The organism is Povalibacter sp. (genome assembly GCF_036735925.1).
In the GTDB taxonomy this organism is placed as follows: Bacteria; Pseudomonadota; Gammaproteobacteria; order Steroidobacterales; family Steroidobacteraceae; genus Steroidobacter.
Genome location: NZ_DAINNK010000046.1, coordinates 864 through 14,522 on the forward strand (window position 1 = coordinate 864; position 13,659 = coordinate 14,522).

Below are 13,659 nucleotides of genomic sequence, written 5' to 3' on the forward strand. Positions count from 1 at the left end.
GAGAAAACAGAACAGCACGACCAGCAGGGTCGCGAACACCGCCGGCGTCAGCACGTTGCCGAGCTGCAGCGCCTCGATGGGCCCGGCAAACAGCGGCACGATCTTGTGCGCGATCTGCAGGGCCTTGCTGATCACGAACATGAGAACGATGATCGGAACGAGGTACAGCAGTCCGCCGACGACGGTCGCGCGGATGAAACCGAGCACTTTGTTCATGGGGGCTCCCGGGCGAGGAAGCCCGAATCTACTGCGGATTGCGTGCGCTGGACGTACGCATGGAGGGCAGGTGGCCTGCCTGACCAGTGGCACCGCTGTTGCGCCCCCACCCTAACCCTCCTCCGCTTTGCGGAGGAGGGATCAGAGGGGAGGCCTCCCTAGAACGTCAGCGGCGCGCGCAGCGTGAACGTTACATCCGGCGTGTCGCGCGTGACGCCCACACCGAGCGCGAGATTCAACGTGGCCGTCGGGTTGTAGCGATAGGAAACGCCCAGCGACAGCGTGCCGAGCGTCGTACGCACCGAACCTGGTACGTCGATGCCGTTCTGCTGCGTCTTGTCGACGATGCTCTGGTCATAGCCGATGCTGAAGGACGCCTTCTCGTTGAGCGCGAGGCCCATGCCGACGTTGAAACCGAAAATGTCGCCGGGCGCGATCTCGCCGAGCGGTTCCTGCTCGCCAAGCAGCAACGTGCGCGTGAGATTGTCGCGCTCGAAGCTGTGCAGGTAGCTGAAACCGCCGAAGAACACCGCCGGATCAGAGGCGTACAGCCAGGTGAGGCCCGCCTGTGCCGAATTGAATCCGGTGCCGGTCGGCAGTTCGAGCGGCAGGCCGGTACCGGTCGTGTTGCCGACGCAGCGGGTCACGCAGTCGGTGACGACTTCGAACGGATCCCTGCCCGTCGCCCAGCGATAACGCAGCCAGCCGATCCAGAACGGCTTGCTGTAGTCGCCGCGATTGAACTGGAAGCGCGCGGTCGCATCGATGTCGCCCAAGCCGTGGCCTTCGGCATTGAACACGTTGTCGAAGGCGCTGCCGGTGAGGATTTCCCGACTCACCGAATCCACCGACGTGTAGACGTACGGCGCGCGCACTTCGAACTCGAAGCGGTTGCCGATGCCATAGCGCATCGTCAGTGCGCCGACGCCCGCGGTGGTCTTCACGCGCCGCACATCGATGAGTCCGATGAGGATCGCGGGAATCACGGTGTAGCCGACGAGCGTGACGCGATCGCTGGCCCAGTAAGAGGTCTGCAGCGACGGCTCGAGCACGAAGTTGCCACCCTGGGTCAGCACCGTGGGTTCGGCGAAGATCTGCGCCACTTCCGGCGCGCGGGTCTGCGGTTTCGGCGCTTCGCCGACCGGTTTCGGCGGCGCGGTGACGTCCGGGGATGGCGTGACCGGCGCGGGCGGTGTTGCAGGTGCGGCCGCGGCGAACAGTTCGGTACCGACGCCGGTACCGCCGCGCTGCTGATCGAGGATTTCCTCGTCGATGGCATCGCGCAACGAGGCGATCGTGGCTTGCTGCTGGTCGAGCAGTTCCTGCATGCGTTCGAGCCTGGTGCTCTGCTCGGCGAGCTGCCGACGTAGCGATTCCAGCTGCGGCGATTCATCCTGACCGGCCGCCGGTGCTGCCAGCACCGTGAGCAACATCGCCGCGACGATCGAACTGCTTCGTTGCAGCCGGGAATTCGAGCCCTTCACGCAAACCTCCTTCTCAGCGTGCCCCCGTGACCCGGTTGAGCGCGAGCTGCAGCGACTCCTGCGCCGCGACGTCCCGCAGAACGGCCAGCGAAGCGACGTCGGCATTGATCGTCGTCAGGGTCACGATGTGCTGGTCGTTCAGCGTGTTCTGGATGATGGTGGAGCCCGGCGCGGCATTCGAAACATCGAACGAATTGTTCGGACCGTTCTGGATCAGCACCACGCTGTTGATGGCCTCGTTGAGCGCGCTCGCCTGCTCGGGCGTCATGGCGGCGATGTCCGGAATGTTGACGCTGTGTTTCGCGACGAGTTCGCCGTTGACATAGGCGGCGCGCTCGACGCCGAAGGAGGCCTTGAGTCCGTTGACGATCTCGAAGCCGCCGCGCAGGTCGTCGAGTGCTGCGGCATCGACGGGCGGCCAGTCGAGATCGGCGGCGAGGGCGCCGTGAATGGTGATCGTTGCAAGAAGCGCCCCCACCCCGGCCCTCCCCCGCTTCGCGGAGGAGGGGGCAGGAGATGCACCTCTCGATTCCCTCCTCCGCGAAGCGGGGGAGGGCAGGGAGGGGGTCTTCGCCTTCACCGTACCCATCAGAAACTCCCCGCCCGCCGCACCGGCAATGTATCGAGCCGATCGTCGCGCACGATGGACAGTTCCAGCGGCGACGACGGCGCAATGCGCCAGTCGGCCGCCAGATCGAAACGCGCCTGCTCGCGGCGGTTGTGGATGACGAACAGGATGTTGTTCACCCACAGGCTCTTGAAACGCTCGATCGACATCGCGCGCGTGCCCATGGCGGGATCGCCGACCAGCACGCGGCCGCGACTCAGGCCCTTCACGACGACGAAGTGGCGATAGCCGCGCTCGCTCAGCAACACGATGGCCGGCAGGCGTTCCTGCGCCAGTCGCTCGACCGGCTGTTCGAAGCCGTCGGCGCTATAGCCATGCGCATTCAGGTAGTGCTTCATGTCGAGCAGCGAGAAGCCCTGCTTGCTGATCTTGCTGCGATCGCCCGCCTGGAACATTTCGGCGAACACCGCCTGCTCGCTGATCGGCCGGTCGTAGTGGAACGTCAGCAGCGTGGCGAGCGCCGCGGAGCCGCAGCTGAAGTCGTACTTCTGCCGCAGCGTGGTGGCGAAGCGCGCTTCCTTGAGACTGGTAACGCGCATGCGATACGAGCCGTCCTGCGCCACCGCGACATCGAGCGATGTCGCCTGGGCGCCGGACGCCAGCGCCAGCAGCAGCCACGCGCCTTTTGTGCATCGACGCTTCATGGATCGACGAACTGCACGTTGACGATGGTGGCGCTCTGGATCAGCACATTGGCGCCGGTGTTCTGCACCACCGTCGTCAAGCCGCTGGCATCCGCGAACGATCCTTCGCGGATGGTGTTCGCGCCCGTTGCAACATCGGTGGCACTGTTGCCCGAGACGTCGCCGGTCACGCGGATCACATTGGTCGTGATGTCTTCATCGCCGCCGCGCAGCTCGTCGAGCGTCGCTGCGGCGACCGGCGCGCCGAGATCGGAAGTCGTCTCGCTCGCGACGGGTGTCGTTTCATCCGCGCCTGCGCCGAACGCGAACGCAAGCAGTACGAAAGCCTGGACAGTACGCATGGCCTGGCTCCTGTTGTCGTCCACATGACGCGCAGCCTGCGCCGCACGTCATGCGAACGAGGGACGGGCCTGCCCGAACGGCGTTGCAGCGCCGTCCGGACAATGCTCCGGTGATTGCACCTGCAATGGTTCGCTACGGGCTGCCGAGGTTCAGATTGGCCTGCACCGTCACGGCCTGCTGTACCAGCGAGCCGAAACCACTGTTGTTGCTCACCACCAGGACACCCGCTGCCGATTGCGCCGTGCCCGTCATGTTGGCGGACAGATCGAACGTCCCTGCATCGACCGTGATGGCGCCGCCATTGCCGCCGGTGCCGCCGGTCGCGCCATTGCCGACGCCGCCCGTACCCGCACCGCCGTTGCCGCCGCCCCCGTTCCCTGCGCCGCCGCCCCCGCCATTCCCCCCGGCTGCCCCGACGGCGCCTTCGCCCGCCGTTGCGCTGCCATTGGTCGCGGAGGTCGATGCATCGCCGTTGGTCGCATCGCCATTCGTCGCCGCACCGCCGTCGCCGCCGTTGCCGCCGGCTCCGCCTGCGCCCGCCGTGCTCGTGACTGCACCGCTCGCGCCGCCCGTGCCCGTGCCCGTGCCGCCTGTCGAGCTCGCCGCGCCGCCGGTGCTCGTGCCGCCCGTACCTGCGCCGCCCGTGCTGGAGCCGCTCGTGCCGTCACCGCCCGTGCTGGTTCCGCCGGTGCTCGCCGATGCGCCGCCGGTCGCCGTATCGGCGCCCGCGCCGCGATTGCGCGCATTGCCGCCGTCACCGAAGGCGTCGCTGCCGCCGGCGCTGCCGCCGCTCGCGTCGTTGCCGCCCGCGGCGCCCGCGGCCGTGTCATTGCCGCCCGTCGCGGTGCCTGACCAGGTATCGCCATTCGCGCCGGCGCCCAGACCGCCATCGCCGCTCGCACCATCGCCGCTGCCGCCGGCGCCACCGCGTGCACCGCGACCGCCGTTGCCCGCGCTTGCGTAGCCATTCGTCGCGCTGCCGTTGGTAGCGTCGCCGGCGCTCGCGCTGCCGTTCTCGGCCGATCCGCCGCTGCCGCCCGAACCGCCGTCGCCGCCCGAACCGCCTGCGCCGCCCGCGCCATCGCCACCGCGACCCGTACCGCCAGCGCCTTCGCCGCCGTAGCCTGCGCCGCCGTCACCGCCGCGACCGCCGTTGGCATTGCCCCAGTTGCTGGCGACATTGCCGAAGCCGGAGATCTCGACGCCCGACACCGTGCCCGACAGTTCCGTGCTGGCCACCGCCGTGTTGGTGTTGAACGCATTGCTCGCTGTCGAAGTCGACGTCGATGCGTTGTTCGCCGCTGCGGTGCCGAAGCCATCGGCTGCGGATGCACCGTCGTTGCTGCGATTGTCGCCCGTGCTCTTGTCGTTGTTCTGGTCCGAATCGGTCGACGTCGCTGTCAAAGTATCGTCGCCTGCCGCACTGCGCTGATCGATGTCGCCGGCCCACGCACTGGTGCCGAACAGGGCAACGCCGACCGCTGTTGCGATGAGGGTTCTACGCATAAAGCCTCCTGAAGGACGGACATTGAAGGCGCCGCGGGCGCGCCTGATGCAGGATCAACTCGAGCTCACGGAACTCCGTGCCCGCAGATCGCATGTGTCGCGACGACGATGCGCATCGCAGCCGGCTGGCGACTGCGACGAACTGCGTATGGAGATTCCCCGGGTCGTGGAACGTGCCTCTGCTCGCCCGGGCGAAACGGATGCTGCCGTTGCGATCGGGCGTGCCAGCAGAAGCACGAAAAAAAATCTAAGAGAAGTGCCTACGTGTAATCCAGAGTGGAATTGCTTATTTGCCGCTGATTTACAGTAAGAACGTCCGACAGTTGACTCGTCAATCGACACGAAGATCACTGGAAATTCCGTTCATGGCGCACCGGCACGACCGATGTCGTCGCGACTTTCTGCCGTCGCTTTGGCAACGCACTGCCGCAGGCTATGCTAGCCGCCGGTTCCGGCATTCCCCCTGCAGGCCCATGAGAGATTTTCTGCTGGCGTTTCCCGCGCTGTTCTCGATCGTCAATCCTCTGGGCGGGCTTTTCATTTTCCTGAGCGCGACGCAGCGGTTTCATCCGACGCTGCGCGCCGCGCTCGCGCGCTGGGTGGCGATCTACAGTTTCGTCATCGTGACGGCATCGCTGTACGTCGGCGCATACGTGCTCACATTCTTCGGCGTCTCGGTGCCGGTGCTGCGGGTGGCCGGCGGCATCGCGATCGCGCTCACCGCGTGGGGCATGCTCAATGCACCCGATCCCGAACCCGGTCAGGACAAGTCCACCGCCGAACTGCCGACGGCGAGCACGGCGAGCCGCATGGCGTTCTATCCGCTCACCATGCCGCTGACGACGGGACCGGGAACGATCTCGGTGGCCGTATCGCTCGGCACCAACCGGCCGCGCAATATCGGCGAAGGCCAGTTCCTGTGGTTCCTGGCGCAGATGACGCTGGCGACGCTGCTGCTGTGCGCCATCATCTACCTGCTGTATCGCTACGCCGATGGCATCTCGCGCAAGATCGGCCCCACCGGCACCGCGGTGATCATGCGGCTGTCGGCGTTTCTGCTGCTTTGCATCGGTATCCAGATTTTCTGGAACGGCGCCGCCGAGCTGCTCGCCAGCGTTCACTGAAACCGCCATCGACGCCGCGTGGCGTCAATACGCGCGAGGGGCAGCACGCGCTCCCCTCGCCACCGGATGACTCCCCGACGGATTGCTGCTATCAGGAGCGCGACCATCCATCGAAGCGCTGCGGCGCAAGGGAGCAAATCATGAGCGGTCTGAACCGACGCACGCTGTTGCTGGGCATCGCTGCGCTGCCCGCCATCGCATCCGCGCAGATCACCGACCTCGGTTCGCTGTCGTCGGCGATCAAGAATCCGCTGATGGGGATGTTGACGAGTCAGCTCGGCGTGACCGAATCGCAGGCGACCGGCGGCCTGGGTTCCTACCTGACGCTGGCACAGGAAAAACTGGCGAAGGGCGACTTCGACAGGATCGCCGCGCTGGTCCCCGGTGCATCGAAGTACATGGAACAGGCCAGGACGCTCGGCGCCGTCACCGGGCCGCTCAAGAATCTCGCGGGGCTGAACGGCGCGCTCGGCAAGCTGGGCATGAAGCCGGAAACGGTGACGAAGTTCGCACCGATGGTCACCGACTATCTCGGCAAGGCCGGCGGCAGCGGCGTGCAGGGCATGCTGGCCGGAATGCTGAAGTAGCCCGATGCCGGACGCAGCGTCGCCGGTGAAGCGCGCCTACTTCACCGATCATCTCGCCAATGAGCGCACGCATCTCGCCTACGTGCGTACGGCGATCGCGCTGTTCGCCTTCGGCATCACGCTGCATCAGTTCAGCTGGTTCATCGCCGAGCATCACGACAGCCCGCATCCGGGTTCATTCAGCGCCGGCTGGCGCGTGGGCTTCGGCATGGTGCTGCTCGGCATTGCACTCGCGCTGTGGTCGGCGGTGCGCTTCGACCAGGTGTCGCGTCAGATCGATGCCGGCACCTATCACCCGAGCCGCGTCGCCATGTGGACGCTGTCGCTCGGCGTCCTGATCCTCGGCGCCGCCGGTGCGCTGTGGCTGCTATGGAGAACATGACATGCCTTTCTCACCCCTGATTCAGGCTGCGGCACATCACTGGTGGCTGGTGGTGTTGCGCGGCGTACTGGCCATCGCCTTCGGCGTGCTGGCGTGGTTCTGGCCCGGCATGACCGTGCTGGTGCTGGTGATGCTGTGGGGCATCTATGCGCTCGCCGACGGCATCGTGTCGCTCATCACCGCGTTTCGCTGGCGCGATTCGGGCAAGCCGCTGTGGATCCTGATCCTCATCGGACTCGCCGGCATCGCGGCCGGCATCCTCACGTTCGTCGCACCCGGCGTCACCGCCATCGTGCTGCTGATGTTCATCGCCGCCTGGGCGGTGATCGTCGGCGTGCTGCAGATCGTCGCCGCGATCCGGCTGCGCAAGGACATCGACAACGAATGGCTGATGGGCCTGGCGGGACTCGCGTCGCTGATCTTCGGCATCCTGATGATCGTGAGCCCGGGCGCCGGCGCCATCGCCGTCGTCTGGATCATCAGTCTCTACGCCGTATTCTTCGGCGTGCTGCTCGTGATGCTCGGTCTGCGGCTGAAGGGACTGCGCGCGGCGTAAGGAAAGATCAGGAATTTCACACGGAGATCACGGAGAACACGGAGGTCGGAAGAGAAGAATTATTTCCACGGGGGACACGGGGAACACGGGGACAAGAAAGTTTTCTGTTCCGACCCCCGTGCTCCCCGTGTCCCCCGTGGAAACATTCTTTGTTCTTACTCTGCTTCCGACCTCTGTGTTCTCCGTGATCTCTGTGTGAGATCTTCCTCTTGCGCGGACGGAGCGAGGGTCTTGTCGGGGACAAGAATCACGACGCCGGGTTGCGATGGTGCTTCGGCCACTGGCGCCGGCGGTGCGGCCTGGGTCGCCGGCGTGGTCGCATACAGCGACGTGATCACGCGCACGGCATGCACCGCGAGCAGGAAGCCGCTGAAGATGATGGTTACGGGAATCAGCGCGACCGCGAAGGTGATGAGTCGCCGCGCGATCGGCACCTTCGGCTTGATGGCCTCGGCATCCAGACGCTCCTGCGCGCGCTGCTGCACTGCCCGTTGCAGTTCGCTTTGCCGGTCGAACGGAATGATGCGTGCGGTATGCGGAGCTGCGGAATCAGACGGCAGACGTTCTTCGGACGATGAGGTCATGGGCTTGGCTTCGATCCGCTGGAGACTTTCTGTAGACGCTGCACGGCCGACGGCAGTGTAACTCGCGGGGTGCTCGCCTTCTCAAGACTATCCGCGGACCGACAGGTTCCCGCGCCCGCTGTGGGGCCGGCTTCAGCCGGCCTCTTCAGAATGTCAGGCTAAAGCCTGACCTACAGGAGAACGTTGTGCAGCGCACGTAGGCGTTCGCCCTAGGCCGCCTACGTCGTCGCGTTCAGCTGCTTGCCCGCGGCGAGCCGCCATTCGCCGCCGCCGGCGCGGCAGACCGGATACAAAGATTCGCTTTCCACGCCGCGCGCCTGCATCCAGATCTTCAGCTTGCGGCAGTCGAGCCCGTCCTCGGACCTGAATTTTCCCGTGCCCTGCACCTTTCCTGAATAGCCATTGCGCGGATTGCGCCATTCCTGCACGGAATGTCCATCGTCGGCGTTCAGGACCGCCAGCACCGCCGCGTTCATGAGCTTGCGATCGGCGTCGCCGAAGTAATAGAGCGGCGTCTCTTTCAGGAAGCCGAGTCCGGCCGCGCGTCCCGGCACTGCCGCCAGCGCGGCGAAGGCTGCGAGTGCAGCGACGATCAGGGTGCGATGACTGGTCATGATGCTTCGATGGTCTCCGGTAATCTGAAAGCTTTCATTCTGCGAACAGCGGCCGTGCGCGAATCCTGAACGGCGCGTCGAGCGCCGCGAGCCAGCGTTCGTCCTGCCCATAGATATCGCGACGGAAATTCATCAGTCCCTGCTGGTCCGACCAAGCCGTCCAGTAGGCCAGCAGGACGGGAATCTTCTTGCCGAGCGTGACATTCTGCAATTGCCCCGCCGCGACCGTGCGCGCAATCGATGCTTCATTCCAGCGCTCCGGATCGGCCAGGACCCGTTCGGCGAGTTCCAGCGCACGCTCGACACGTACGCAGCCGGAACTGAACGTGCGCTCGGCCCGCTCGAACAGGCCCTGCGACGGCGTGTCGTGCAGGTACACGAGGTAGGGATTGGGAAACATCAGCTTGACCCGTCCCAGCGCATTGCCCGGCCCCGGATCCTGGCGCAGCGTGTACGGAATGTTGCCGCTGCGGTACTGCGACCAGTCGACCGCCGACGGACTGATGACGCGACCGCTCCGGTCGATGACCTTGAGTCCGCGGCGCGTGATCGAGTCCGGGTCGCGACGCGCCGCCGGCAGGATGTCGTTCTGGATGATGCCCGGCGGCACGGTCCAGGTGGGATTGAACACCAGGTACGTGATGTCGGAGCGGAAGATCGGCGTCTTGCGATACGTCTTGCCGACCTGCACGCGCGCATTCCAGACGATGTCCTCGCCGCGCACCAGGTAGATCGTGAATCCCGCGATGTTGACGACGACGAATTCCGACGGCAGGTCCTGCAGCAGCACGCGTCCGCGATCCAGGTTGATGCGCAGCTGCCGGATGCGCTCCGCCGGCGACACATTCAGCGCGGCGAGCGTCGCCGGCCCGATGGCGCCGTCGACATCGCTGCCCGTGCGCTGCTGGAAGCGTCGCACGGCCGCTTCGGTGACAGGATCGTAGAGCGGCGAATCGACGACGGCGGCGGCATCGAGATCGCCGGTCGCAACCAGCCGTGCACGCAGCATCGGCACGCGGTCATCGGCCATCCCGGCCTTGATCGTCGGGCCGGCCGGCAATGCCGACCAGCCGCCCGCGGCGTCGATGTCGCGATAGCGCGCGAGTTCCTGCCTGAGGCCGACGTAGAGACGATGCGTCGGCTTCAGCGCCTCGATGCGTCGATAGACGTCCTGCGCGGCGATCGCGCTTTCGATCTCGCGCGCGACATCGCGGCGCTCCAGCGTGCGACCGTAATTCCATTGCGAATCGAAGGACTGCGGATCGACCTTGCCGAACGACAGGTGGTAGCCGAGACGCAGCAGCGCTTCGGTCATCAGGATGTCGTACTGGCCGCGCACCGTCACCGCCGCGGTCGGCGTCTCGGCTTGCGCAGACAGTTCTTCGAGCAGCGGCAGGTAGTAGTCGGCGGGATCGAGGCCGTCGGCGTAACTGTCGGCCAGCGCCTTGCGCAGCTGCGCGGCCACCTGCGGCTGCGTCCAGGCCGGCTGATACTGCCGGCGCGAATAGAACTCCTCCAGCAGATCCGTCATCGCGATACCGGCGCCGTGCACGGTGGCCGTGCCGCCGGTGGCGACCGCATCGAGTTCGGCACTGATCGCACGCGCGACCGGATCGACGACGTCTGCAGTTGCTGCACCCGCATGCAGTACGAACGCGGCGACAGCGAGGCGAAGAGCGAAGGGAATGCGCAGATTCATCATCGACCGCAAGCTAACGCGGCCTACAGCTGCGACTCTATCGGCAGATGCCGCAGCAGCCAGGTCACGCAGCGACGGGCCCAGCTGGCGTGAGGATCGCGACGATGAACGATCGCCTGCCGTGCGACGCTTTCCGTCCAGCGAAGGCGGCCGCGCTCGTCGAGCGACAGCACGAAGCTGTGCTGCGGCGTCGCGCCGAATGCAAACATTTCCTGCATCTGCTGCGCGACGGCCGCGTCCGCGATCCAGACGCCCATCTCGCAGTTGAGCGTCGCCGAACGCGGATCGAGATTGAACGAGCCGACGAAGACCCGTTCCCGATCGACGATCGCAGCCTTGGTGTGCAGGCTGGCGCGCGAGGAGCCGAGCCGCAGGCGCGGACTGCGCCGCTCCTCGCCCTCCTTCCCTTCATCCTCTTCCGGCGCCGGCTTCAGCTCGAACAGCTGCACGCCCGCCTCGAGCAGCGGCCGGCGGTACTTCGCATAGCCGCCGTGCACGGCGGCGACATCGGTTGCCGCCAGCGAATTCGTCAGCACCGCCACGACGCAGCCATCGCCCGCCTTGCGTTTCAGTTGCGCCGCGCCGCCGGCGCCCGGAACGAAGTACGGCGAGATCAGCCGCAGATCGCAGCGCGCGCGCTCGAACGCGCTGCTGATGCTCTGCAGGACGCCCGGATCGATGTCCTCCGGTCGTCGCTTCAGCGCCTTGCGCGGATCGTCGGCAATGACCTCCACGCCGTCGGACCAGACGAGTTCGTAGTGGCGGTCGATGAGATCGTGGAGCTGCGGCGTTTCGCGCAGGCGCCGCACGTATTCGCTCGATTCCTGCGTCCACGCGGCGGCGCCCAGCAGTCCGCGCACTTCTTCGAGCGACTGGCGGTCGCGGCGCGTGCGGCGCAACCGCGTGATCGGCACGGCGCTCTCGCTGTTCCAGTAGCGATCGAAGATGTGCGTGGCCTGCGCCACGGCCGGACCGGCCAGCAGCACATCGAGATCCACGAAGTTCACCTGCTTGCTCGCAGCGAAATACTCGTCGCCGATGTTGCGGCCGCCGACCAGCGCGATACGGCCATCGGCGATCCAGGCCTTGTTGTGCATGCGGTGATTGAGACGCGAGCCGCGCAACAGCAGTTCGCGCGCCGTCAGCAGAATGCCGGAGCGCACCGTGAACGGATTGAACACGCGGATGTCGACCAGCGGGTGCTGGTCCAGCGCCATCAGCACGGCATCGCGCGAACGGGCATCCATGTCGTCGATGAGCACCCGCACGCGTACGCCGCGATCGGCCGCGCGCAGCACCTCGTGCGCCAGGTAGCGCCCGGTCGCATCGCTGTGCCAGATGTAGTACTGCAGATCCAGGCAGCGAACCGCCGCACGCGCCGAGAGCGCACGCAACGCGAAGGCCTCCGTTCCGGGCGCGATGAGCCGCGCGCCGGAATGCGTCGGCTGCGACTGGCGCTGCGCAGCGAACAGCCGGTCGAGCACGGCATCTTCCGCGACCGGAAGCGCAGTGCTGGCAGGGGAAAGTTGTCGGCGCGCGCGTCCCACGGCAGGGTCAGTCGCGAGGCAGGTTCAGCAGTTCGTAGACGCGATCGGCCACCGCCACGAGCAGCTGCGCACAGGGTTCGCAACCGCCGCCGCAGCACATCGGCCATTGCGACCGCGGGATGCCGAACAGCGGACGCACGGTGCTGCGGTAGTACTCCTGCAGTCCGATCTCCTCGATGGCCCGGTCGAGGGCAGCGGCGAAGCCGGGCAGACGTGTGATGCTCATCGGGAGATTGTAGCGATCTGCGTGTGGGACCGGCTTTCCTCGCGGGAACGTCCGAACATCGTCGGAAAGCCGGGCCGCAACGGGTCCTCCGAGTGCCGCGGGATCGACATCTACTTCCGGGCGATCACGAACAGGCCGCAGAGGATCAGCGCGGCACCCGCCAGCTTCTGCAGGGTCAGCGCCTCCTTGAGAACGAGCACGGCCATCACGACGGCGACCACGATGCTGCCCTTGTCGATGAGTGCCACGGTCGAGACGTCGCCGAGCTTGATGGCCTTGTAGTAGAACACCCATGACAATGTCGTCGTGACCGCGGAGAGGGCGAGCCAGGCGACGTTGGTGATCGACAGCGCCTGCAGTTCGCCTCGCGGCACTACCGCTGCGGCAAAGATCAGCACGAAGGCAAATACGAAGCACGTTCGGATGGCCAGCCCGAGATCGCCGGAGATGCCGGCAAGTCCGAGCTTCGCAATGACAGAAGTGAACCCCGCGAACAGCATGGAGATCAGGGCGTACAGAATCCAACGCTCCATCGAACTACCCTCGTGTATCGACTGGTCCGCCGGCGATGCCGAATTCGACAGGCTGGATGGTATAGAACAGCTCGCAGTTTTCCGTCCCGAGCCGCGAGAACAGACGAAGCTTCTGCTCTTCCGTCACGATCATCACCAGCAGTATCGGCTCGTCAGTGAGGTCGAAGAAGTGCATGGAGTGGAATCGTCGATCGTGGCCGTAGCCTTCTGCGCCGGCGAAAACGGTCGCACCCGGGATGCCCAGCTCCCGCGCCAGGCTGATCAACCAGTCCTTGATCGGCTTGCCATGGATGCGACGTCCGAGAGTGGTGTAGAAACCGAGTTGGTAGCCGTTCATGACTGAACTCCCAGGAGTGAAGTGATGGCCCAGCGAGCAGAGCCGATGCCGCCGAGTGTCGCGAGCAGCGAGCCACCGACGTGCAGCACGACGGCAAGCGCCAGCAACCCTGGACGAGAAGGCTGGAGCAAGGCCGCGAGTTCTGCGGAGAAGGTCGAGAACGTGGTCAGTCCGCCGCAGAATCCGGTGACGATGAGCAGTCGCCACTCTGGCGCAATTGCAGGTACGAGCGTGAAGGCCCCGACTGCAGCACCGATGACATAGCCGCCGACGAGATTCGCGACGAGAGTGCCAGGCGGAATCGCCGGGAATGATGAATTGAGCAACAGTCCAAGAACCCAGCGCAGCCACGCACCGAGCGCGGCTCCCACGCCGACTGCTATGAATCCGAGACTATTCATGACCGCATTGCCTCCGCACGCACGTGTCGTGAGTAACCGGAAGCGGGAGGTGTGCGCAGCCTACCGCCTCGTCATCAAGGTCCGGTAGGCATCATCAGCCGCGAGTGCGGCGGTTAAGGGAGGAATGCCATCTCCGCCGGAAACTATAGTTGAAGATCTTGATTCGGAGTAGCTCATGCACAACCGCCCTGCCGCTCGCCACGATGTCGTCATCGCCATGGCATCGAATCCACACAGCACTACACGCTG

18 protein-coding genes and 1 riboswitch are annotated in these 13,659 nt (G+C 65.8%); of the genes, 4 read left to right on the top strand and 14 right to left on the bottom strand.

Annotated features, from left to right (window positions below; genetic code table 11):
• From V7D81_RS14485 to V7D81_RS14510, 6 genes are all read right to left on the bottom strand, one after another.
• Positions 1-216: hypothetical protein (locus tag V7D81_RS14485; protein WP_324317456.1), on the bottom strand; the 216-nt coding region annotated here is incomplete at its 3' end.
• Positions 217-374: 158 nt separating this feature from the next.
• A complete protein-coding gene (locus tag V7D81_RS14490) occupies positions 375-1,700 on the bottom strand; it encodes a hypothetical protein (RefSeq protein WP_324317458.1) in 1,326 nt (441 codons plus the stop codon).
• A gap of 13 nt (positions 1,701-1,713) precedes the next feature.
• Positions 1,714-2,178: a hypothetical protein gene (locus V7D81_RS14495; protein ID WP_324317460.1), complete on the bottom strand. Its 465-nt coding sequence runs from the start codon at positions 2,176-2,178 to the stop codon at positions 1,714-1,716.
• 110 nt (positions 2,179-2,288) lie between these two features.
• The gene (locus V7D81_RS14500; protein WP_324317462.1) at positions 2,289-2,972 is read right to left on the bottom strand and encodes a C39 family peptidase; all 684 of its coding nucleotides are present in this window, start codon (positions 2,970-2,972) and stop codon (positions 2,289-2,291) included.
• Positions 2,969-3,313, bottom strand: a complete 345-nt coding sequence (locus V7D81_RS14505) for a hypothetical protein (protein ID WP_324317464.1) — start codon at positions 3,311-3,313, stop codon at positions 2,969-2,971. The genes V7D81_RS14500 and V7D81_RS14505 overlap by 4 nt, the downstream gene beginning before the upstream one ends.
• Positions 3,314-3,446: 133 nt before the next feature.
• The gene (locus V7D81_RS14510; protein WP_324317466.1) at positions 3,447-4,820 is read right to left on the bottom strand and encodes a hypothetical protein; all 1,374 of its coding nucleotides are present in this window, start codon (positions 4,818-4,820) and stop codon (positions 3,447-3,449) included.
• A gap of 473 nt (positions 4,821-5,293) precedes the next feature.
• Here V7D81_RS14510 and V7D81_RS14515 point away from each other — a divergent pair, with 473 nt between their 5' ends.
• The 4 genes from V7D81_RS14515 (at position 5,294) to V7D81_RS14530 (ending at position 7,469) form a co-directional block, all read left to right on the top strand.
• Positions 5,294-5,944: a MarC family protein gene (locus V7D81_RS14515; protein ID WP_324317468.1), complete on the top strand. Its 651-nt coding sequence runs from the start codon at positions 5,294-5,296 to the stop codon at positions 5,942-5,944.
• A gap of 140 nt (positions 5,945-6,084) precedes the next feature.
• Entirely contained in the window at positions 6,085-6,531 is a 447-nt protein-coding gene (locus tag V7D81_RS14520) for a DUF2780 domain-containing protein (RefSeq protein ID WP_324317470.1), read from the top strand.
• Between the two features lie 4 nt (positions 6,532-6,535).
• The gene (locus V7D81_RS14525) at positions 6,536-6,913 is read left to right on the top strand and encodes a YidH family protein (RefSeq protein ID WP_324317472.1); all 378 of its coding nucleotides are present in this window, start codon (positions 6,536-6,538) and stop codon (positions 6,911-6,913) included.
• Between the two features lies 1 nt (position 6,914).
• Positions 6,915-7,469, top strand: a complete 555-nt coding sequence (locus V7D81_RS14530; protein ID WP_324317474.1) for an HdeD family acid-resistance protein — start codon at positions 6,915-6,917, stop codon at positions 7,467-7,469.
• A gap of 155 nt (positions 7,470-7,624) precedes the next feature.
• Here V7D81_RS14530 and V7D81_RS14535 read toward each other — a convergent pair whose 3' ends face one another.
• The 8 genes from V7D81_RS14535 to crcB form a co-directional block, all read right to left on the bottom strand.
• Positions 7,625-8,053 (bottom strand): hypothetical protein, encoded by a 429-nt coding sequence (locus V7D81_RS14535; RefSeq protein WP_324317476.1) that lies wholly within the window; start codon positions 8,051-8,053, stop codon positions 7,625-7,627.
• Positions 8,054-8,271: 218 nt separating this feature from the next.
• Positions 8,272-8,667 carry an RT0821/Lpp0805 family surface protein gene (locus V7D81_RS14540; protein WP_324317478.1) on the bottom strand — a complete coding sequence of 132 codons (396 nt, stop codon included), beginning with the start codon at positions 8,665-8,667 and terminating at the stop codon, positions 8,272-8,274.
• 34 nt (positions 8,668-8,701) lie between these two features.
• On the bottom strand, positions 8,702-10,366 hold the full coding sequence (locus V7D81_RS14545) for a L,D-transpeptidase family protein (RefSeq protein WP_324317480.1): 1,665 nt from the start codon (positions 10,364-10,366) through the stop codon (positions 8,702-8,704).
• 23 nt (positions 10,367-10,389) lie between these two features.
• Complete coding sequence (locus tag V7D81_RS14550; protein ID WP_324317482.1) at positions 10,390-11,850, bottom strand: phospholipase D family protein; 1,461 nt, start codon at positions 11,848-11,850, stop codon at positions 10,390-10,392.
• Positions 11,851-11,920: 70 nt separating this feature from the next.
• On the bottom strand, positions 11,921-12,139 hold the full coding sequence (locus V7D81_RS14555) for a hypothetical protein (protein WP_324317484.1): 219 nt from the start codon (positions 12,137-12,139) through the stop codon (positions 11,921-11,923).
• Positions 12,140-12,249: 110 nt separating this feature from the next.
• Entirely contained in the window at positions 12,250-12,672 is a 423-nt protein-coding gene (locus V7D81_RS14560; RefSeq protein ID WP_324317486.1) for an EamA family transporter, read from the bottom strand.
• A 4-nt stretch (positions 12,673-12,676) separates the two neighbouring features.
• Positions 12,677-13,009, bottom strand: a complete 333-nt coding sequence (locus V7D81_RS14565) for a DUF190 domain-containing protein (RefSeq protein WP_324317488.1) — start codon at positions 13,007-13,009, stop codon at positions 12,677-12,679.
• Positions 13,006-13,410 carry a fluoride efflux transporter CrcB gene (gene crcB / locus V7D81_RS14570; RefSeq protein ID WP_324317491.1) on the bottom strand — a complete coding sequence of 135 codons (405 nt, stop codon included), beginning with the start codon at positions 13,408-13,410 and terminating at the stop codon, positions 13,006-13,008. Before crcB ends, V7D81_RS14565 begins: the two co-directional genes overlap by 4 nt.
• Before the next feature lie 78 nt (positions 13,411-13,488).
• Positions 13,489-13,554: riboswitch (Fluoride riboswitch) on the bottom strand.
• Between the last annotated feature and the right edge of the window lie 105 nt (positions 13,555-13,659).

Bases quoted from the DNA above. Each gene is read 5' to 3' on its own strand.
- V7D81_RS14500 (WP_324317462.1), bottom strand. From the start codon at position 2,972: ATGAAGCGTCGATGCACAAAAGGCGCGTGGCTGCTGCTGGCGCTGGCG.
- V7D81_RS14505 (WP_324317464.1), bottom strand. From the start codon at position 3,313: ATGCGTACTGTCCAGGCTTTCGTACTGCTTGCGTTCGCGTTCGGCGCA.
- V7D81_RS14510 (WP_324317466.1), bottom strand. From the start codon at position 4,820: ATGCGTAGAACCCTCATCGCAACAGCGGTCGGCGTTGCCCTGTTCGGC.
- V7D81_RS14515 (WP_324317468.1), top strand. From the start codon at position 5,294: ATGAGAGATTTTCTGCTGGCGTTTCCCGCGCTGTTCTCGATCGTCAAT.
- V7D81_RS14520 (WP_324317470.1), top strand. From the start codon at position 6,085: ATGAGCGGTCTGAACCGACGCACGCTGTTGCTGGGCATCGCTGCGCTG.
- V7D81_RS14525 (WP_324317472.1), top strand. From the start codon at position 6,536: ATGCCGGACGCAGCGTCGCCGGTGAAGCGCGCCTACTTCACCGATCAT.
- V7D81_RS14530 (WP_324317474.1), top strand. From the start codon at position 6,915: ATGCCTTTCTCACCCCTGATTCAGGCTGCGGCACATCACTGGTGGCTG.
- V7D81_RS14535 (WP_324317476.1), bottom strand. From the start codon at position 8,053: ATGACCTCATCGTCCGAAGAACGTCTGCCGTCTGATTCCGCAGCTCCG.
- V7D81_RS14540 (WP_324317478.1), bottom strand. From the start codon at position 8,667: ATGACCAGTCATCGCACCCTGATCGTCGCTGCACTCGCAGCCTTCGCC.
- V7D81_RS14545 (WP_324317480.1), bottom strand. From the start codon at position 10,366: ATGAATCTGCGCATTCCCTTCGCTCTTCGCCTCGCTGTCGCCGCGTTC.
- V7D81_RS14555 (WP_324317484.1), bottom strand. From the start codon at position 12,139: ATGAGCATCACACGTCTGCCCGGCTTCGCCGCTGCCCTCGACCGGGCC.
- V7D81_RS14560 (WP_324317486.1), bottom strand. From the start codon at position 12,672: ATGGAGCGTTGGATTCTGTACGCCCTGATCTCCATGCTGTTCGCGGGG.
- V7D81_RS14565 (WP_324317488.1), bottom strand. From the start codon at position 13,009: ATGAACGGCTACCAACTCGGTTTCTACACCACTCTCGGACGTCGCATC.
- crcB (WP_324317491.1), bottom strand. From the start codon at position 13,410: ATGAATAGTCTCGGATTCATAGCAGTCGGCGTGGGAGCCGCGCTCGGT.